At 63.2% G+C, this 18,549-nt stretch carries 17 protein-coding genes; 6 read left to right on the top strand and 11 right to left on the bottom strand.

From position 1 onward, the window contains the following. Positions 1-6: 6 nt before the first annotated feature. The 5 genes from AC2FNS_RS03925 (at position 7) to AC2FNS_RS03905 (ending at position 7,055) form a co-directional block, all read left to right on the top strand. Positions 7-2,901 (top strand): formate dehydrogenase subunit alpha, encoded by a 2,895-nt coding sequence (locus AC2FNS_RS03925; protein WP_496710875.1) that lies wholly within the window; start codon positions 7-9, stop codon positions 2,899-2,901. A gap of 11 nt (positions 2,902-2,912) precedes the next feature. Further along, the gene (gene fdh3B, locus AC2FNS_RS03920; RefSeq protein WP_005983764.1) at positions 2,913-3,506 is read left to right on the top strand and encodes a formate dehydrogenase FDH3 subunit beta; all 594 of its coding nucleotides are present in this window, start codon (positions 2,913-2,915) and stop codon (positions 3,504-3,506) included. 71 nt (positions 3,507-3,577) lie between these two features. Beyond that, positions 3,578-4,786: a formate dehydrogenase subunit gamma gene (locus AC2FNS_RS03915; protein ID WP_496710876.1), complete on the top strand. Its 1,209-nt coding sequence runs from the start codon at positions 3,578-3,580 to the stop codon at positions 4,784-4,786. Further along, positions 4,787-6,049 (top strand): c-type cytochrome, encoded by a 1,263-nt coding sequence (locus AC2FNS_RS03910; RefSeq protein ID WP_496710877.1) that lies wholly within the window; start codon positions 4,787-4,789, stop codon positions 6,047-6,049. A 133-nt stretch (positions 6,050-6,182) separates the two neighbouring features. Then, a complete protein-coding gene (locus AC2FNS_RS03905) occupies positions 6,183-7,055 on the top strand; it encodes a substrate-binding domain-containing protein (protein WP_496710878.1) in 873 nt (290 codons plus the stop codon). Positions 7,056-7,062: 7 nt separating this feature from the next. Here AC2FNS_RS03905 and AC2FNS_RS03900 read toward each other — a convergent pair whose 3' ends face one another. The 10 genes from AC2FNS_RS03900 to AC2FNS_RS03855 all read right to left on the bottom strand — a co-directional run bounded on the left by AC2FNS_RS03900 (position 7,063) and on the right by AC2FNS_RS03855 (position 16,358). Continuing rightward, complete coding sequence (locus AC2FNS_RS03900; protein WP_496687105.1) at positions 7,063-7,878, bottom strand: ABC transporter substrate-binding protein; 816 nt, start codon at positions 7,876-7,878, stop codon at positions 7,063-7,065. 19 nt (positions 7,879-7,897) lie between these two features. Beyond that, on the bottom strand, positions 7,898-8,632 hold the full coding sequence (locus tag AC2FNS_RS03895) for an ATP-binding cassette domain-containing protein (RefSeq protein ID WP_496710879.1): 735 nt from the start codon (positions 8,630-8,632) through the stop codon (positions 7,898-7,900). Then, on the bottom strand, positions 8,625-9,338 hold the full coding sequence (locus AC2FNS_RS03890) for an ABC transporter permease (RefSeq protein WP_496687103.1): 714 nt from the start codon (positions 9,336-9,338) through the stop codon (positions 8,625-8,627). The genes AC2FNS_RS03895 and AC2FNS_RS03890 overlap by 8 nt, the downstream gene beginning before the upstream one ends. 153 nt (positions 9,339-9,491) lie before the next feature. Next, positions 9,492-10,481, bottom strand: coding sequence for an ABC transporter substrate-binding protein (locus AC2FNS_RS03885; protein ID WP_496679669.1), 990 nt, complete (start codon positions 10,479-10,481; stop codon positions 9,492-9,494). A 63-nt stretch (positions 10,482-10,544) separates the two neighbouring features. Further along, positions 10,545-11,390: an ABC transporter permease gene (locus AC2FNS_RS03880; RefSeq protein WP_496679668.1), complete on the bottom strand. Its 846-nt coding sequence runs from the start codon at positions 11,388-11,390 to the stop codon at positions 10,545-10,547. Continuing rightward, positions 11,387-12,304, bottom strand: coding sequence for an ABC transporter permease (locus tag AC2FNS_RS03875; protein ID WP_496710880.1), 918 nt, complete (start codon positions 12,302-12,304; stop codon positions 11,387-11,389). The genes AC2FNS_RS03880 and AC2FNS_RS03875 overlap by 4 nt, the downstream gene beginning before the upstream one ends. Then, on the bottom strand, positions 12,301-12,732 hold the full coding sequence (locus AC2FNS_RS03870) for a GNAT family N-acetyltransferase (RefSeq protein WP_496797575.1): 432 nt from the start codon (positions 12,730-12,732) through the stop codon (positions 12,301-12,303). Before AC2FNS_RS03870 ends, AC2FNS_RS03875 begins: the two co-directional genes overlap by 4 nt. Beyond that, positions 12,732-13,529, bottom strand: a complete 798-nt coding sequence (locus tag AC2FNS_RS03865; protein WP_496710881.1) for an ABC transporter ATP-binding protein — start codon at positions 13,527-13,529, stop codon at positions 12,732-12,734. The genes AC2FNS_RS03870 and AC2FNS_RS03865 overlap by 1 nt, the downstream gene beginning before the upstream one ends. A 51-nt stretch (positions 13,530-13,580) precedes the next feature. Continuing rightward, complete coding sequence (gene hydA / locus AC2FNS_RS03860) at positions 13,581-15,035, bottom strand: dihydropyrimidinase (RefSeq protein ID WP_496679661.1); 1,455 nt, start codon at positions 15,033-15,035, stop codon at positions 13,581-13,583. A gap of 72 nt (positions 15,036-15,107) precedes the next feature. Next, a complete protein-coding gene (locus AC2FNS_RS03855; protein WP_496710882.1) occupies positions 15,108-16,358 on the bottom strand; it encodes a Zn-dependent hydrolase in 1,251 nt (416 codons plus the stop codon). A 171-nt stretch (positions 16,359-16,529) separates the two neighbouring features. On the opposite strand from AC2FNS_RS03855, the gene AC2FNS_RS03850 reads away from it, so the two are divergent. Further along, a complete protein-coding gene (locus tag AC2FNS_RS03850; protein WP_093961802.1) occupies positions 16,530-17,138 on the top strand; it encodes a TetR family transcriptional regulator C-terminal domain-containing protein in 609 nt (202 codons plus the stop codon). Between the two features lie 43 nt (positions 17,139-17,181). On the opposite strand, the gene preA is transcribed toward AC2FNS_RS03850, so the two are convergent. Beyond that, on the bottom strand, positions 17,182-18,486 hold the full coding sequence (gene preA, locus AC2FNS_RS03845; protein WP_496679655.1) for an NAD-dependent dihydropyrimidine dehydrogenase subunit PreA: 1,305 nt from the start codon (positions 18,484-18,486) through the stop codon (positions 17,182-17,184). Positions 18,487-18,549: the final 63 nt, after the last annotated feature.

Raw genomic sequence — 18,549 nt, 5'->3', positions numbered from 1 at the left:
AAGGAAATGCTTAGGAAAAAGACCAACGGGGTTGCGAGACGCCCCCAGCGGACAAGTATCCTGTCCCAAATCGGCGAAAAGAGCGTCGATCGCCGCGCGTTCCTGCGTGGCTCGGGCCTGACGATCGGCGGCCTGGTCGCGATCAGCGCCACGGGTGGAACCGTGTCGCCCGCCAGCGCCCAGACCGCAGCCAATACGGCTGTCGAGAACATCAAATCCGTCTGCACGCATTGCTCGGTCGGCTGTACCGTGGTTGCCGAGGTGCAGAACGGCGTGTGGATCGGGCAGGAACCCGGTTGGGACAGCCCGTTTAACCTCGGTGCTCACTGTGCCAAGGGGGCTTCGGTCCGGGAACACGCCCACGGCGAACGCCGCCTGAAATACCCGATGAAAAAAGAGGGTGGCGAGTGGAAGCGCATCAGCTGGGAACAGGCGATCGACGAGATCGGCGACGGCATGATGAGCATCCGCGAGGAAAGCGGGCCTGACAGCGTCTATTGGTTGGGTTCGGCCAAGCACAACAACGAACAGGCCTATCTGTTCCGCAAGTTCGCGGCCTACTGGGGCACCAACAACGTGGACCACCAGGCGCGGATTTGCCACTCGACCACCGTTGCGGGTGTTGCGAATACATGGGGCTACGGCGCCATGACCAACAGCTACAACGACATCCACAATTCCAAGGCGATCTTCATCATCGGCGGCAACCCTGCCGAGGCGCACCCCGTCTCGCTGCTGCACGTCCTGCGCGCGAAAGAGCAGAACAACGCCCCGCTGATCGTCTGTGACCCGCGCTTCACGCGCACCGCGGCCCATGCCGACGAATATGTCCGCTTCCGCCCCGGCACCGACGTGGCGCTGATCTGGGGCATCCTGTGGCACATCTTCGACAACGGCTGGGAAGACAAAGAGTTCATCCGCACCCGTGTCTGGGGTATGGACCAGATCCGCGAAGAGGTCGCCAACTGGACCCCCGAAGAGACCGAGCGCGTCACCGGCGTGCCGGGATCGCAGCTGAAACGCGTGGCGCGGACGCTGGCCAACAACCGTCCTGGCACCGTGATCTGGTGCATGGGCGGAACCCAGCACACCAACGGCAACAACAACACGCGCGCCTATTGCGTGCTGCAGCTGGCGTTGGGCAACATGGGCACCTCTGGCGGCGGCACCAACATCTTCCGCGGCCATGACAACGTGCAGGGCGCAACCGACCTTGGCGTTCTGTCCCACACCCTGCCCGGCTATTACGGCCTGTCTGCAGGCGCATGGGGTCACTGGGCGCGTGTCTGGGGCGAGGATCTGGACTGGCTGAAAGGACAGTTCGACACGATCAAGGACAAGGACGGCAAGGACAAGCCGCTAATGAACGAGCGTGGCATCCCGGTGTCGCGCTGGATCGACGGTGTTCTGGAAGATCCCGAAAACATGGATCAGCCAAACAATGTCCGCGCCATGGTTCTGTGGGGCCACGCGCCCAACTCGCAGACCCGGATGGTCGAAATGAAGACGGCGATGGAAAAGCTGGACATGCTGGTCGTGATCGACCCGTATCCCACCGTTTCCGCCGTCCTGCATGACCGGACCGATGGCGTCTATCTGCTGCCGGCCTGCACGCAGTTCGAAACCCGTGGCTCGGTCACGGCGTCGAACCGGTCGTTGCAGTGGCGCGACAAGGTGGTCGATCCGCTGTTCGAAAGCCTGCCGGACGAGGTCATCATGGCCAAGTTCGCCAACAAGTTCGGCTGGGCCGACCGGCTCTTCCGCAATATCGAGATGGAGGACCCCGAAACCCCGAATGTGGAAAGCATCACGCGCGAGTTCAACGCGGGGCTGTGGACGATCGGCTATACCGGTCAGTCGCCAGAGCGGATCAAAAGCCATATGGCCAACCAGCACACGTTCGACAGAACGACGCTGCAGGCCGTGGGCGGTCCGAATGACGGCGAATACTACGGCCTGCCTTGGCCCTGCTGGGGCACCGCCGAGATGGGGCATCCGGGGACGCCAAACCTCTATGACATGTCCAAACCGGTGGCCGAGGGCGGCCTGACCTTCCGCGCACGTTTCGGCGTCGAGCGTGACGGGCAGAACCTGCTGGCCGAAGGGGTCTACAGCGTCGGTTCCGAGATTCAGGACGGTTATCCTGAATTTACCATGCAGATGCTGATGGATCTGGGCTGGGATGGCGACCTGACGGCCGAGGAACGCGCGGCCATCGACGCCGTGGCCGGGCCCAAGACCAACTGGAAGACCGACCTGTCGGGCGGCATCCAGCGGGTGGCCATCAAGCATGGCTGTGCGCCCTTCGGCAACGCCAAGGCCCGTACAGTGGTCTGGACCTTCCCGGATCCGATCCCGCTGCACCGCGAGCCGCTGTACACGCCACGGCGCGATCTGGTGGCCGACTATCCCACCTACGAGGATCGGCACGACTATCGCTTGCCGACCTTGTATGCTTCGATCCAGAAGAACGACTTTTCAAAGGATTACCCGATAATCCTGACGTCAGGTCGTCTGGTCGAATATGAAGGTGGCGGCGACGAGACACGGTCGAACCCGTGGCTGGCTGAACTGCAGCAGGACATGTTCGTCGAGATCAATCCGCGTGACGCCAACAACCTTGGCATTCGCGACGGATCGCAGGTCTGGGTCGAAGGTCCCGAGGGCGGCAAGGTCAAGGTGATGGCGATGCTGACCGAAAGGGTCGGTGCCGGCGTGGCCTTCATGCCCTTCCACTTTGGCGGCCATTTCCAGGGCGCGGACCTGAGGGAGAAATACCCGAAAGGCGCCGACCCGTACGTACTGGGTGAAAGCACGAACACCGCCCAGACCTATGGCTATGATTCAGTGACCCAGATGCAGGAGACCAAAGCGACTCTCTGCAAGATCTGGGCAGCGTAAGGAGGACGATAATGGCTAGAGCAAAGTTTCTCTGCGACGCTGAACGCTGCATCGAGTGCAACGCTTGCGTGACCGCGTGCAAGAACGAACACGAGGTCCCGTGGGGCATCAACCGCCGCCGGGTGGTGACGATCAATGACGGCAAACCGGGTGAGCGTTCGATCTCGGTCGCCTGTATGCATTGTTCGGATGCGCCTTGCATGGCGGTGTGCCCGGTCGACTGCTTCTATCAGAACGAAGAAGGCGTCGTCCTGCATTCCAAGGACCTGTGCATCGGCTGCGGCTATTGCTTCTATGCGTGCCCGTTCGGCGCGCCGCAATACCCGCAGGCGGGCAACTTCGGATCGCGCGGCAAGATGGACAAATGTACCTTCTGCGCCGGCGGCCCCGAGGAAACGCACTCGACCGCAGAGTTCGCCAAATACGGCCGCAACCGGATCGCCGAGGGCAAACTGCCCATCTGCGCCGAGATGTGTTCGACCAAGGCCCTGCTCGCCGGTGACGGCGACGTGGTCTCGGCCATCTACCGCGAACGCGTCGTGGCGCGCGGGTTCGGCTCGGGCGCTTGGGGTTGGGGCACGGCCTACGACCAGAAGGACGGCTGAGACCTCAGCCTGACAACACGGGTGACCCGCCCCGGTGGGTCACCCGATTATGGATTAATACCGAGGTTCCGATGCTGCGCATTTTTCTGGCTTTGACGTTGACACTTGGGATCGCGCACGGCGCGCTTGCACAAGACACGACCGGCACAGACGAACCAGCCGCTGCCCCGCGCGCGCAGACCGGTGGCGCCACGACACTCGAGGATATTCTGGCCCGGCAACGCGGCGAGAAAGTCGACAACAGCTATCGTGCGCAGAATACCGGGCAAGGCAATGCCGAAGGGCTGTTGGGTCAGTTGGGCACGCGCGGCGTCGCCTCGGACAGCGATGTGTATCGCGCCATCCGCTATGGCTCGGCCGATGTCACCGTGTCGACCAAGGGGCCTGCTGCCGGCGTGCTGATCCAGGACGGCGGCATGTGGTGGTGGACTTTCCGCACCGGTCCGCTGCGCGAGTACGGAACCTATATTCTGGGCGGGATGCTGGTCGTTCTGCTGTTGTTTTTCCTGATCCGCGGCCGCATCCGCATCGATGGTGAGAAAACGGGCCGCACGGTCACCCGGTTTTCAGGATTTGAAAGGTTCGGGCACTGGCTGTTTGCCGGCTCGTTCCTGATCCTTGGATTAACCGGCCTCGTGTCGCTGTACGGCCGCGATTTCCTGATCCCGCTGTTCGGCAAAGAAGGGTTCGCCACCATCGCGCAAGGCTGCAAGTGGCTGCACAACAATCTGGCCTGGGCCTTCATGCTGGGATTGATCATCATCACCGTGAACTGGATCGCCCACAACATCCCCAACCGGACCGACCTGAAATGGCTGGCGGCCGGCGGCGGATTGTTCACCAAAGGCAGCCACCCCCCGGCCAAAAAGTTCAACGCCGGTCAAAAGATCATTTTCTGGCTGTGCATCCTGATGGGCGTCTCGATCAGCCTGTCGGGCCTGTCGCTGCTGTTCCCGTTCGAACTGCCGATGTTCGCTAAGACGTTTTCAATCGCCAACGCGACCGGGTTGCCGCAGCTGCTGGGACTGGACCTGCCCACGCAAATGTCTCCGCAGGAAGAAATGCAATATGCCCAAGTCTGGCACGTCATGGTCGCCTATGCCTTTATCGCCATCATACTGGCGCATATCTACCTCGGCTCGGTCGGCATGGAAGGCGCGTTTGACGCCATGGGTACCGGCGAGGTCGAAGAGCAATGGGCGCGCGAGCACCATTCGCTGTGGCTGGAAGAGGTAAAGGCACAGGAGGCCAGCGACGGCGCGGCCTCGCCTGCCGAATAGATGCGCGGGCTGGCTCTGGCGCTGGCCCTGCTGCCGCTGCCGCTGGCGGCGGATTTCTACACGCTCAAGGGCCATGGCGGACCGATCATGGACATCGCCACGGCCCCGGACGGGCGCATTGCCACCGCCAGTTTCGACAATTCCGTGGGCCTGTGGTCCGGACAGCAGCCGGACTGGCTCGAGGGTCACGAGGCTGCCGTGAACGCAGTGGTTTTCAACGGCACCGCGATCTATTCGGCCGGCGACGACTTTACCCTGCGCCGTTGGCCCGGTGGACAGGTCGTAGGTCAGCACAAGGGCAAGGTCGTCGGACTCGCTGCCTCAAAGACCCTCGTGGCGACTGCCAGTTGGGACGGGACCATCGGTCTTTGGCCAACCGAGGGCGGTGCGGCCAAGTCGCTGGGTCCAACGGGCAGCGGAGTCAATGCGGTGGCCTTCGCGCCGGACGGGCGGACGCTGTTCTCCGCTGGGGTCGACGGCAGCCTGCGGGTCTGGGACGTCACGACAGGAACCGAAACCGCGCGGCTGGTCGAGCATGGTTTCGGCATCAACGAATTGGTCCTGAACGCGCAAGACGGTTGGATCGCCTATGGCGCGGTCGATGGCGTGACCCGCATTCTTGACCTTACCACCGGGGCCGAGCGCGATTTCACGCTGGACCGTCGCCCGATCCTTGCGCTCGCCCTCAGCCCGGATCGGTCGCTGCTGGCGGTGGGCGACGGCGAGGGCTACATCATGGTCATTGACACGCAAGATTGGCGGATCGCGCAGGATTTCCGCGCAACGCTGCGCGGCCCGGTCTGGGCACTGGCCTTTTCGCCCGATGGTGAAAACCTGCACGCAGGCGGGCTGGATCAGGCCATGTATAGCTGGCCGGTGGCCGCGCTGGGGTCGCAGGAACGAATGGTCGGCCAAGAGCCGAGTTTCCTGAAGGACCCCGACGACATGCAAAACGGAGAACGGCAGTTCGCCCGGAAATGCTCGATCTGCCACAGCCTGACGCCGGACGATCAGCGCCGGGCCGGGCCGACCCTGCATGGCGTGTTCGGGCGGCGGGCCGGGACACTACCCGGGTACACTTACTCGGAAACGCTGCAAGGCTCTGATATCATTTGGACGGAACAGACGATAAACGCTCTTTTCGATCAGGGACCGGACCACTACATTCCGGGGTCGAAAATGCCGATGCAGAGGATTGCGCAGGCGCAGGACCGCGCCGACCTGATCGAATTCCTGCGCGGCGCCACGGCGCCCGCGGACTAACCAGGAGGACCAGATGAAAGCCTTTCTTGCCGCAGTTGCCACGATGGCCGTCGTGACGGTCGCCGCCCCATTCTTGCTGACCCAGATGGGCCTGTCCTCGGCCGAACGCGGCGCGGCCGTGCGGCTGGAGTGAATGCCCGACTTCCTGACCACGCGCGAGTTGGCCGACCTGCTGCGAATCGGCGAGCGCAAGGCCTATGATCTGGCCGCATCGGGCGAGGTGCCCTGCGTGCGGGCTATGGGCAAGCTGCTGTTTCCACGGGCCGAGGTGCTGGCTTGGCTGAATGCGTCGCGCTCGGGCCCGCAGACGGCTGAACCGCCCCTGCCCCTGATCGTGGCCGGCAGCCACGATCCGCTGCTGGACTGGGCGCTGCGCGAAAGCGGCTCGGGGCTGGCTACCTACTACGACGGATCGTTTGACGGGCTGCGGCGGCTGGCCGACCGCAAGGCGCAGGCCGCGGTTCTGCATATTCACGAGCCTGGCGGGTTCAACACCGGCGCGCTGCGCGACACGCTGGGCGAAGCGCCCGTGGTTCTGGTCCAGATCGCCCATCGCCAGCGCGGCCTGCTGTTGTCGCCCGGAACGCAAGGCATCGGCGAGTTTGTCGACCTGAAGGGCCGCCGCGTTCTGCTGCGGCAGGACAGCGCCGCCAGCCAACATCTGTTCGACCGACACTTGGCCGAACACGACCTGAGCCGCGACGACCTGGATACCTTGCCCAATTGCGCCCGCACCGAAGAGGAACTGGCCATCGCCCTACACGACGGCAAGGCCGAGGTCGGGTTCGGGCTGGGGGCTCTGGCCAGTCTTTATGGGCTGGGCTTCGTGCCGACCCACTCCGAACGTCTGGATCTGGCGATCTGGCGTAGGGCGTATTTCGAACCGCCCTTGCAGAAGCTGCTGTCCTTTCTGCACTCGGACGGGTTTGCCGCCCGCGCGGCCGAGATGGGCGGCTATGACCTGACCGACTTGGGCGCGATCCGCCACAACGGCGCCAGCGGCTGAGGGCCGGTCACCTGGCGTTGGGAAAGAACAGCTGTTCGCCCTCCAACCGATAGGACGCAATGGCCGCCTGACCATCCGGTCCGGTGAGCCAGTCGATGAACCTCTGGCCCGCGGCGGCGCGAACGCCGGGGTGTTTTTCCGGGTTCACGAGGATCACGCCATATTGATTGAACAGGCCCGGATCGCCCTCGACCAGAACCGCAAGATCGCCCTTGTTGCCGAAGGCCAGCCATGTCGCCCGGTCGGTCAGCGCATAGGCCCCCATCCCCGCCGCCAGATTCAGCGTGGCGCCCATGCCCGAGCCGGTCTCGCGGTACCAAGTGCCCGAGTCAGCGGTCGGGTCGAGGCCGGAGGCTTGCCACAGGCGCATCTCGGCCTGATGGGTACCGCTGTCATCCGCGCGCGAGGCGAAGGTCGACCTGGCATTCGCGATGGCGACTAGGGCGGCGGCGGCATCGGTCATTCCCTTGATGCGCGCCGGGTCGGACTTGGGCCCGACGATGACGAAATCGTTGTACATCACGTCGCGGCGCTCGATGCCCCAGCCCTCGGCCACGAACGCCTCCTCGGCCGGTTTGGCATGAACCAGCAAAACGTCGCCGTCGCCATTCTTGGCATTGCGGATCGCCTGCCCCGTTCCCACGGCCACTACGCGCACCTCGATTCCGGTTTCGGCCTCGAAGCCCGGAAGAATGAAGTCCAGCAGGCCCGAGTTCTGCGTCGAGGTCGTTGACTGCACAATGATGAACGCCTCCTCGGCCGTCGCCGGGTTGGCGACAAGTCCGAACAGGACCAGGGCGCTTGTGAGTACTGCGCGAAACATGGATTGCCTCCGATTTTTGTTATGTGACCAACCAGCCTGCCAGATACTGGCGCGAGGCTTGGCATTCCGGCGCCTCAAGCACCTGTCTGGCGGTGCCGTGTTCGACGACGCGCCCGCCTTGCATCATCACGATGTCCGCCGCCAGACGCCGGGCCTGCCCGACGTCATGCGTGACCATCACTATCCGCACCCCGCGCGCCGAAGCGCGCAGGATCATCGCCTCGATCGCCTGCGTGGCGGCGGGGTCCAGCGCGCTAGTGGGCTCGTCCAGAAACAGCGTCTCGGGGTCCAGCGCCAGCGCGCGCAGGATAGCCAGACGCTGCGCCTCGCCGCCCGACAGAGACCGCGCCGATTGCCGGGCCTTGCTGTCCAGCCCACCTTCGGCCAGCAGGTTAGCAATCCGCCCCTTGCGCGCAGCACGGCCCAGCCGCTTGCGTTTCAGAACGAAGTCTAGATTGGCCGCAACCGACCGGCGCAGCAGCACCGGCTGCTGGAAAACCATGGCCTGCCGGGCCTTGTGATCGGCGTTCAGGTCCAGACCATCCTGCAGGACCCGGCCCCTGTCGGCACGGATCAGCCCATGCAGACAGCGCAAAAGCAGGCTTTTGCCGGCACCGTTCGGCCCCAGGATCAGCGTCGGCCCGGGCCCGTCCAGCGATAGCTGGGGAACATCCAGCAGGACCTGCCCCTTGCGTTCGATGGCAAGGCCCGAAATTTCCAGCCGGTTCGGCGTGTCTGGCATCAGGTCACGCATGGCGCAGCCCCTCCTGCTCGGCCCGCAGGGTCAGGGCGCTGACCATGGCATTCACGGCCACTGCAATCCCGATCAGGATCGCACCAAGCGCCAGCGCCAGGGCCAGGTTGCCCTTCGAGGTCTCGAGCGCGATCGTCGTTGTCATCACCCGTGTCACGTGATTGATGTTGCCGCCGACGATGATCACCGCGCCGACCTCGGCGATGGCCCGGCCGAACCCGGCTAGAAGGGCGGTAACCAGGGCCAGCCGCGCATCCCACAGCAGCACCGGTACCGAGGCCAGCCGCGACACCCCCAGCGACCGTAACTGTTCCGAATATTCCTCGGCCAGCAATTCCACCACCTGCCGCGTCAGCGCCGCGATGATCGGCGTGACCAGCACGGTCTGGGCAATGATCATGGCGGTCGGCGTGTACAAAAGCTCGAGCACGCCTAGCGGGCCGGACCGAGAGAGCATCAGATAGACCAGAAGGCCGACGACGACGGGCGGGAACCCCATCAATGCGTTCATCAGGATGATCAGCGCCCGCCGCCCGGGAAACCGCGCCACGGCCAGAGCGGCCCCGACCGGCATCCCGATCACGGCCGAAATCAGCACCGCACACACCGAGACCTGCAGAGACAAGACCACGATCGCCCACAGGTCGGGGTCTCCTGTCAGGACAAGCTGCGCCGCGTGGCTGAATTCTGATGCAAAATCTTGCACTTTCTCCGACCCAGTCTGAGTTTCGTAGGAAACTCGGGGAATTACAGGATAATACTAGCGCAATTTGCGCTTCGGCCCCACAGAAATCCGACATTCACAACGACAAACGCGGCCCAATCGAGGGCCGCGTTTTCATCCTGAGCATTCGGTGGATCAGTTCAAAGCCGCATCCGTTATCTGGTGGGTCCAGGCGCCTTCGGGCTTTTTGGTGATCACCGGGTCCGAGCCGCCGGCCAGCAAGGTGCTCACCGTGCGCTCGAAATCGGCCGGGTCCAGCGCACCGTTCGAGCCTGCGGTCAGCTTGGCGATCTCCCCCATCATGCGCTTCTGGTGCTCTTCGGTCTGGGCGCCTGTCGCGTCGTTTTCCAGCACGATTTCGGCGGCCTCGTCTGGGTTCTCCTCGGCGTATTTCCAGCCTTTCATCGAAGCGCGCACGAAGCGTTCCATCTTGTCGACGAAGGCCGGGTCGCTGAGGTTGTCTTCAAGCACGTACAAGCCATCTTCCAACGTGGCTACGCCCTGGTCTTCATACTTGAAAGTTACCAGCTCGTCGGGGCTGACGCCGGCGTCGATGACCTGCCAGTATTCATTGTAGGTCATGGTGCTGATGCAATCGGCCTGGCGTTGCAGCAGAGGGTCGACGTTGAAGCCCTGCTTCAAAACCTCGACACCGTTCTCGCTCTTGCCGCTGGTGTCGATACCTAGCTGGCTCATCCAGCTCATGAACGGGAATTCATTGCCGAAAAACCAGACGCCCAGCGTGCGGTTCTTGAGATCCTCGGGCGAGGAAATGCCCGCGTCCTTCCAGCAGGTCAGCATCATGCCAGAGCTTTTGAAGGGCTGCGCGATGTTGACCAGCGGCAGGCCCTTTTCGCGCGCAGCCAGCGCGGCGGGCATCCATTCCACGGTGACGTCAGCGCCACCGCCCGCGATCACCTGCGTGGGCGCGATGTCGGGGCCGCCGGGCAAGATGGTGACGTCCAGCCCCTCTTCTTCGTAAAAGCCCTTGTCCTTGGCGACGTAGTAGCCCGCGAACTGGGCCTGGGTGACCCATTTCAATTGAAGCGTCACCTCGTCTGCGGCAAAGGCCGAACTTGCGGCGAATCCTAGGGCGGCTATGGCCCCGGTCAGTAGCTTGTTCATCTTCATCTTCTCCTAGTTGCTAGTGCTGCCCCGTTTTCGGGGTCTGTTGAATTGTTGTTCCGCTTAACTGCGTTGTGACGGGTGCCAGAAGGTCACCAATTTCTCGATCATGGCGACCAGACCGTAGAAGGCGGTCCCGGCCAGCGCCGCGACCACGATTTCCGCCCAGACCATGTCCAGCGACAATTGCCCGACACTGGTCGAGATCCGGAACCCCATGCCCAAAGTGGGCGAGCCGAAGAACTCTGCCACGATAGCGCCGATCAGGGCCAGCGTGGTGGAAATTTTCAACCCGTTGAAAATGAACGGCATGGCCGCGGGCAACCGCAGCTTGAGAAAGCTTTGCCAATAGGTTGCGGCATAGGTCTCCATCAGGTCGCGCTGCATGGCGGTGGCCTCGCGCAGGCCGGCGACCGTGTTTACCAGCATCGGGAAAAAGACCATCACCACCACAACGGCCGCCTTCGAATGCCAGTCGAACCCGAACCACATCACCAGGATCGGCGCGGTGCCCACGATCGGCAGCGCGGCCACGAAATTGCCCACCGGCAGCAAGCCCAGGCGCAGGAAGTCCCACCGGTCCACGGCGATCGCCATCAGGAAGGCGGCGCCGCATCCGATAACATAGCCGCTGAGCGCGCCCTTGATGATGGTCTGCACGAAATCGGCCCACAAGATCGGCAGGCTGTCCCAGAACCGCTCCCAGATCACCGAAGGCGCGGGCAGGATGACCAGAGGCACCTCGAGCCCGCGCACCAGCAATTCCCACATCCCGATGACGGTCAGGCCGAAGATCAGCGGCGCAAGAATGCGCACCGCCCGCGTGTCGGCATAGGGTCCGCTGGCCAAGCGGGTGTTCAGCCACCAACCGGCCAGCCACAAAAGGATTGCAAAACCGACCATCATCATTGCGCCATCCCCATGCGTTTCAACACCGCCCGCTCGATCAGGCCCAACAGGCCCACCAGACAGGCCGCCAGAATGGCTGCGGCAAACAGCGCCGACCAGATCTGCACCATCTGGCCGTAATAGCTGCCGGCCAGTAGACGCGCGCCCAGCCCCGCCACGGCGCCGGTCGGCAGTTCGCCGACGATGGCCCCCACCAGCGACGCGGCGATCCCGATCTTGAGCGAGGCGAACAGATAGGGCATCGAGGCCGGCAGGCGCAGTTTCCAGAACACCTGCCCCTTACTGGCGTTATAGGTGCGCAGCAGGTCCAACTGCATCGCGTCAGGGCTACGCAGGCCCTTGACCATGCCCACGACCACCGGGAAAAAGCTCAGATAGGCCGAGATCACCGCCTTGGGTATGATCCCCTGAATGCCGATCGAATACAGCACCACGATGATCATCGGCGCCAACGCGATGATGGGGATGGTCTGGCTGACGATGGCCCAGGGCATGACTGACAGGTCCATCACCCGGCTGTGCACGATCCCCACAGCCAGCAGGATGCCCAGCCCCGTGCCGATGGCAAAGCCCAAGATCGTCGCGCTGAGCGTCACCCAGCCGTGATAGACCAATGACCGTTTTGAGGTGATCTTCTTCTGAACCGTGGTCTCCCACAGCTCGATCGCGACCTGATGCGGCGCGGGCAGACGCGGCCGATCCTGCGCCCAGGTCGCCGGAATGGCAAAGCTGTTGCGCAGCGCCAGGCCGATTTCCCCCATGTCGCGGCGGTCTTTGGCCGAGGGCGGAACCACTTCGGCCCCGGCCCGTTCCTGTTCGGTCAGAACGCCCTTGATGTTCATCGGAATGCAAGCCGCGTACCAGATGACGACGATGGCCAGCAGAACGGTCAGAACGGCAACAAGCTGCTTCATGCGTGCCACTCCATCCGCACCACGGGGACGGTCTCGGGCGGCGTTGCGGCCTCGGTCCCGGTCTCGACAAAACCCTCGCGGCGATAGAACCGTTGCGCTGCGGCATTCGGTTGATGGGCCGTCAGCCACAGAAAGCTGCGTCCCTGTTTTGCTTGGTCCAGCAGGCGCTTGCCGATCCCCTGCCCGGTCCGCAGGCAATACAGCGCCCCAACCTTCTGCGCCTCAGGATCGACCGACATGTAGCAATCAACGGGTTCGCCGACGACCCACATCTCACGGTCCGGGAAAGCCTGTGCGATCAGCGCCTCCAATTCCGGTTGGGGCAGTTCATCCGTCATCCACTCGGTCTGGCGGGCCCAAGAGGAGACCACCGCCGCGCAGGCCGGCACATCCTCCTCGGTCGCGCGTCTGATGTCACCCCTGCCCATCACACATCGTCCCCGTGCCCGGCGCGCAGCCCTTCGCGCACGCGGTGCGCGACCTCGATGAATTCGGGCGTGTCGCGGATGTCCAGCGGCCGCTCCTTGGGCAGAGGGCTGTCAATCACATCGGTGATCCGCCCGGGGCGCGGGCTCATGACCACGATCTTAGTGCTCAGATACACCGCCTCGGGGATCGAGTGGGTGACGAAGCCGATCGTCTTGCCGGTGCGCGCCCACAGCGCCAAAAGCTGTTCGTTCAGGTGATCGCGCACGATCTCGTCCAGCGCGCCGAAAGGCTCGTCCATCAACAGGATATCGGCGTCGAAGGCCAGCGCCCGGGCGATGCTGGCCCGTTGCTGCATCCCACCCGACAGCTGCCAGGGGAACTTGCCACCAAACCCTGCAAGATCAACAAGTTCCAGAACGCTCTTTACACGTTCTTCCTGCTCCTGCGCCGAGTATCCCATGATCTCGAGCGGCAGTTTGATGTTCTTGGCAATGGTCCGCCACGGGTACAGGCCCGCCGCCTGGAACACATAGCCATAGGCACGGTTCCGGCGGGCCTCGTCCGGGCTCATGCCGTTGACGGTCAGTGTGCCGCCCGTAGGCGTTTCCAGTGCAGCGACACAGCGCAGAAAGGTCGTCTTGCCGCAGCCCGAAGGGCCGATGAAACTGACGAATTCGCCCTTGTCGATGGCCAGGTTCACGTCCTTGAGGGCGTGCACGGGTCCGTCATTGGTTTGGAAGGTCAGGTCGAGGTTCTTTGCCTCGATCACGGGCCGGGTATTGCTTTCAGATGTCATCCTACTGCCTTGAAGTTTTGGCTTTTTTGCCCGGTCGGCAACCTTCGAGCATCACACCCCCGTCGCCGGGATGCCCGACCGCTCTATCGGGCGCGGGGCGGTCAGCTCTTTCCAGGTGCTCAGCGCTTTGTTCACGGTGGTGTTGGCCTCGCGCGCGACGAATTTGCCTTGGCCTTCCTGCGTTCGGATCTCGCCATCATGCACCGCCACCTGTCCACGGGTTAGGGTAAAGCGCGGCAAGCCCTTGACCTCGTGCCCCTCGAACACGTTGTAGTCGATCGCCGACTGCTGCGTCGCCGCGCTGATGGTCTTGGTCTTGTCCGGGTCCCACACCACCAGATCGGCATCTGCACCCACCAGTACGGCACCTTTTTTCGGATAGCAATTCAATATTTTGGCGATATTTGTTGAAGTCACGGCCACAAATTCGTTCGGCGTTAGCCGCCCGGTCGCCACGCCGTGGGTCCATAGCATCGGCATCCGATCCTCAAGGCCGCCCGTTCCGTTCGGGATCTTGGTGAAATCGCCCACGCCAAACCGCTTCTGCTCGGTTGTGAAGGCGCAGTGATCGGTGGCAACCACGCTCAGCGAGCCCGACTGCAACCCCGCCCACAGGCTGTCCTGGTGCTGTTTGTTGCGGAACGGCGGGCTCATCACCCGGCGCGCGGCGTGGTCCCAATCGGGATGCGCATATTCGCTGTCGTCCAGCGTCAGGTGCTGGATCAGCGGCTCGCCCCAGACGCGCTTGCCCTGCATCCGGGCACGGCGGATGGCCTCATGCGCCTCTTCGCACGAGGTGTGCACCACATAGAGCGGCACCCCGGCCATGTCGGCGATCATGATGGCGCGGTTGGTGGCCTCGCCCTCAACCTGCGGCGGGCGCGAATAGGCATGGGCCTCGGGGCCGGTGTTGCCTTCGGCCAGCAGCTTGGCCTGCAACTCGGCCACCACGTCGCCGTTCTCGGCATGGACCATCGCGATCCCGCCCAGCTCGGCCAGCCGCTTGAACGAGGCGAACAGCTCGTCGTCATTGACCATCAGGGCGCCTTTGTAGGCCATGAAATGCTTGAACGTGTTGATGCCGCGCTGTTCGATGACGGTCTTCATGTCATCGAACACCTGCTCGCCCCACCATGTCACGGCCATGTGGAAGGAATAGTCGCAATTGGCGCGGGTTGATTTGTTGTCCCAACGTTTGAGCGCATCCAGCAGGCTTTCGCCTGGGTTCGGCAGTGCGAAATCCACCACCATGGTCGTGCCGCCGGCCAGCGCCGCGCGGGTGCCGCTTTCGAAATCATCGCTAGAATAGGTCCCCATGAACGGCATTTCCAGATGCGTGTGCGGGTCAATCCCGCCGGGCATGACGTAACAGCCGGTCGCGTCCAGTTGCTCGTCCCCCTTCAGATCCGGCCCGATCTCGGTGATCACGCCGCCTTCGATCTTGACGTCGGCCTTGTAAGTCAGATCCGCGGTGACGACGGTTCCGTTCTTGATGACTGTGGTCATGTTCAACTCCCTGCGAGCGCGTCTGCTGCGCCTCTCTTGGTTTTCCTGCGGGTTGGGGGCGCGCGGCCCCGGCTACTCCACGATCTCGGCGGTTTCGACGACCGCGTGGAAAAGGACGTCGGCCCCGGCGGTTGCCCATTCCTTGCTGATTTCCTCGGCCTCGTTGTGGCTTAGGCCATCCACGCAGGGGCACATCACCATCGCGGTCGGCGCCACGCGGTTGATCCAGCAGGCATCGTGCCCCGCGCCCGAAATGATGTTGGTGTGCGAATAGCCCAGCCGCTCAGCCGCGTTGCGTACGGCGGCGACGCAGGTGTCGTCGAATTTCACCGGGTCAAACCCGCCGACCTTCTCGAACTCGACCTGCAGGCCCATCTCATCCACGATGTCCTCGGCGGCGACACGCAGACGGTTCTCCATATCCTTGATGACGTCCAACTCGTGAGAGCGGAAATCGACGGTGAACACCACCTTGCCCGGGATCACGTTACGCGAGTTCGGATAGACGTCGATATGCCCGGCAGCCCCCACGGCATGAGGCGCATGCGACCATGCGATCTCGTCCACCTTTTCGAGAATGCGCGCCATCGCCAGCCCGGCATTCTTGCGCATCGGCATCGGGGTTGATCCGGTATGCGCGTCCTTGCCGGTCACGGTCACCTGGGTCCAGCTGAGGCCCTGCCCATGGGTGACGACGCCGATATCCTTGCCTTCTGCCTCGAGGATCGGGCCCTGTTCGATATGCAGTTCAAAGAAGGCATGCATCTTACGGGCCCCGACCTCTTCGTCGCCGCGCCAGCCGATGCGCTGCAACTCGTCGCCGAACTTCTTGCCTTCGGCATCCTCGCGGTCATAGGCCCAATCCTGCGTGTGCATCCCCGCGAACACGCCCGACGCCAGCATGGCGGGGGCGAACCGGGTGCCCTCTTCGTTGGTCCAGTTGGTGGCCACGATCGGGTGTTTCGTCTTGATGCCCAGATCGTTCAGGGTTCGGATGATCTCGAGCGCACCCAGAACCCCCAGCACCCCGTCATACTTGCCGCCCGTCGGCTGCGTATCCAGGTGCGAGCCTACATAGACCGGCAGCGCATCGGGGTCCGTGCCGGGGCGCATGGCGAACATGTTGCCCATCTGGTCGAGGCCCATGGTACACCCGGCTTCTTCGCACCATTTCTGGAACAGCGCGCGGCCTTCGGCATCTTCGTCGGTCAGGGTCTGGCGGTTGTTGCCGCCGGCAACGCCCGGACCGATCTTGGCCATCTCCATCAGGCTGTCCCACAACCTGTCGCCATTAATCCTGAGATTCTGCGCCGGAGCTGCCATGTTCGTCTTCCCTGTTGCTTGCGATTTAGCTCGCTTTTGGTGTCTTGATTTGACCATCTGGTCAAACTCACGCTATCACGGGTTCAACATCAGTCAAGAAATTGCATCGCGCCGATGCAAAAATCGGCATATTCAACACCTGCTTGTTCGAAAAAGAGACGCCCTGAATACATGCCCAAAGACCGCGCCCCGACCCGAATTCAGAAAAAGAACCGCGCCGCGATTCTCGAGGCCGCGCTGAACGTGTTTTCGGCCCATGGCTTTCGCGGGGCGACCGTCGATCAGATCGCGGCCGAGGCCGGGCTGAGCAAGCCAAATCTTTTGTATTATTTCCCGTCAAAAGAGGCGATCCACACCGCGCTTCTGTCCGGCCTTCTGGACACCTGGCTGGCGCCGCTGCACGACCTTGATGAAAACGGCGAGCCGATGGAGGAGATCCTCTCGTACATCAAGCGCAAGCTGCAGATGAGCCGCGAGTTGCCGCGCGAAAGCCGCCTGTTTGCGAACGAGCTGGTGCAGGGCGCGCCTCGCATCCATGACGCCCTGTCGAACGATCTGAAGGCGCTGGTCGATCAGAAGGCGGCCGTTCTGACGCACTGGATGGACCAGGGCAAAATCGCCCGCCTGCACCCGCATCACCTGATCTTTTCGATCTGGGCGTTGACCCAGCATTATGCGGATTTCGATGTTCAGGTACGGGCGATCCTGGGCGACGAAGACCCGTTCGAAGGGGCTGCGCCCTTTATCGACACCCTGTACCGAAAACTGCTGACCCCATGAAAAAAGGGCCGCAGCGCGGCCCCTTTCGGTGATCTGACGCCGATCACTCGGCGGCTTTGGCCATCGGGTTGTTCGGGTGGGTTGTCCAGTTGGCATAGTCCGGCTGAACCACCTTGCCGGTGCGCGGATCGACCTCGCCCGCCGCCATCGGCACCATCGAGATGCAGCCCTCGACCGGGCAGACATCCACGCACAGGTTGCAGGCCACGCATTCCTCGTCGATCACCTCGAACACTCGGTCGGGCGACATGGAGATAGCCTGATGGCTGGTGTCCTCGCAGGCCGCGTAGCAGCGGCCGCACTTGATGCACTGATCCTGATCGATCTTGGCCTTGGCAACGTAGTTCAGGTTCAGATATTGCCAGTCGGTCACATTCGGGACGGCGCGCCCGACGATCTCCGATACGTTGGAGTATCCCTTCTCGTCCATCCACTGTGACAGTCCCGCCGTCAGTTCATCGATGATCTTGAACCCATAGGTCATCGCCGCCGTGCATACCTGGACCGTGCCGCAGCCCAACGCCATGAACTCGGCCGCGTCGCGCCATGTGGTCACCCCGCCGATGCCCGAGATCGGCAGGCCATGGGTCGCCTCGGCGCGGGCGATCTCGGAGACCATCGACAGGGCGATGGGCTTGACCGCAGGGCCGCAATAGCCGCCATGACTGCCCTTGCCGTCGATCGAGGGCTCGGGGCTGAACGTGTCCAGATTGACACTGGTGATCGAGTTTATCGTGTTGATCAGCGACACCGCATCGGCCCCGCCATTCTTGGCCGCAGCCGCCGGCTTGCGAATGTCGGTGATGTTGGGCGTCAGCTTCACGATCACCGGGCGGTCATAGTATTTCTTGCACCAGCGGGTGACCATTTCGATGTATTCGGGCACTTGCCCCACGGCCGAGCCCATACCGCGCTCGCTCATCCCGTGCGGGCAGCCGAAGTTCAGTTCGATCCCGTCGGCGCCGGTTTCAGCGACGCGCGGCAGGATGGCTTTCCAGGCCTCCTCCTCGCACGGCACCATGATCGAGGCAATCAGTGCGCGATCCGGGTAATCCGCCTTGACGCGGGCCATCTCCTCGAGGTTCACCTCGAGCGGCCGGTCGGTGATCAGTTCGATGTTGTTGAGGCCCAGCAGACGCCGGTCGGCCCCGTAGATCGCCCCGTACCGGGGGCCGTTCACGTTGACCACCGGCGGGCCTTCCGCGCCCAGCGTTTTCCACACGACGCCACCCCATCCGGCCTCGAAGGCACGGCGGACGTTGTATTCCTTGTCGGTCGGCGGCGCCGAGGCCAGCCAATAGGGGTTGGGGCTTTCGATGCCCAGAAAGTTCGTTTTCAAATCAGCCATTTATCCGGCCTCCCTGATGCGAAGATGCATCTTCGTCTTGTCACACAAATTCACGCGCCGACG

It is taken from the genome of Ruegeria sp. BHSA191 (assembly GCF_059613325.1).
The sequence above is the reverse complement of the archived record's forward strand: the minus strand, read 5'-3'. Positions and strand labels throughout refer to the sequence as shown.

Excerpts from the sequence above, each read along its gene's own strand:
- AC2FNS_RS03865 (WP_496710881.1), bottom strand. The coding sequence starts at position 13,529 with ATGACATCTGAAAGCAATACCCGGCCCGTGATCGAGGCAAAGAACCTC.
- AC2FNS_RS03885 (WP_496679669.1), bottom strand. The coding sequence starts at position 10,481 with ATGAACAAGCTACTGACCGGGGCCATAGCCGCCCTAGGATTCGCCGCA.
- AC2FNS_RS03880 (WP_496679668.1), bottom strand. The coding sequence starts at position 11,390 with ATGATGATGGTCGGTTTTGCAATCCTTTTGTGGCTGGCCGGTTGGTGG.
- AC2FNS_RS03925 (WP_496710875.1), top strand. The coding sequence starts at position 7 with ATGCTTAGGAAAAAGACCAACGGGGTTGCGAGACGCCCCCAGCGGACA.
- AC2FNS_RS03870 (WP_496797575.1), bottom strand. The coding sequence starts at position 12,732 with ATGGGCAGGGGTGACATCAGACGCGCGACCGAGGAGGATGTGCCGGCC.
- hydA (WP_496679661.1), bottom strand. The coding sequence starts at position 15,035 with ATGACCACAGTCATCAAGAACGGAACCGTCGTCACCGCGGATCTGACT.
- fdh3B (WP_005983764.1), top strand. The coding sequence starts at position 2,913 with ATGGCTAGAGCAAAGTTTCTCTGCGACGCTGAACGCTGCATCGAGTGC.
- AC2FNS_RS03855 (WP_496710882.1), bottom strand. The coding sequence starts at position 16,358 with ATGGCAGCTCCGGCGCAGAATCTCAGGATTAATGGCGACAGGTTGTGG.
- AC2FNS_RS03895 (WP_496710879.1), bottom strand. The coding sequence starts at position 8,632 with ATGCGTGACCTGATGCCAGACACGCCGAACCGGCTGGAAATTTCGGGC.
- AC2FNS_RS03850 (WP_093961802.1), top strand. The coding sequence starts at position 16,530 with ATGCCCAAAGACCGCGCCCCGACCCGAATTCAGAAAAAGAACCGCGCC.
- AC2FNS_RS03915 (WP_496710876.1), top strand. The coding sequence starts at position 3,578 with ATGCTGCGCATTTTTCTGGCTTTGACGTTGACACTTGGGATCGCGCAC.
- preA (WP_496679655.1), bottom strand. The coding sequence starts at position 18,486 with ATGGCTGATTTGAAAACGAACTTTCTGGGCATCGAAAGCCCCAACCCC.
- AC2FNS_RS03910 (WP_496710877.1), top strand. The coding sequence starts at position 4,787 with ATGCGCGGGCTGGCTCTGGCGCTGGCCCTGCTGCCGCTGCCGCTGGCG.
- AC2FNS_RS03905 (WP_496710878.1), top strand. The coding sequence starts at position 6,183 with ATGCCCGACTTCCTGACCACGCGCGAGTTGGCCGACCTGCTGCGAATC.
- AC2FNS_RS03875 (WP_496710880.1), bottom strand. The coding sequence starts at position 12,304 with ATGAAGCAGCTTGTTGCCGTTCTGACCGTTCTGCTGGCCATCGTCGTC.
- AC2FNS_RS03900 (WP_496687105.1), bottom strand. The coding sequence starts at position 7,878 with ATGTTTCGCGCAGTACTCACAAGCGCCCTGGTCCTGTTCGGACTTGTC.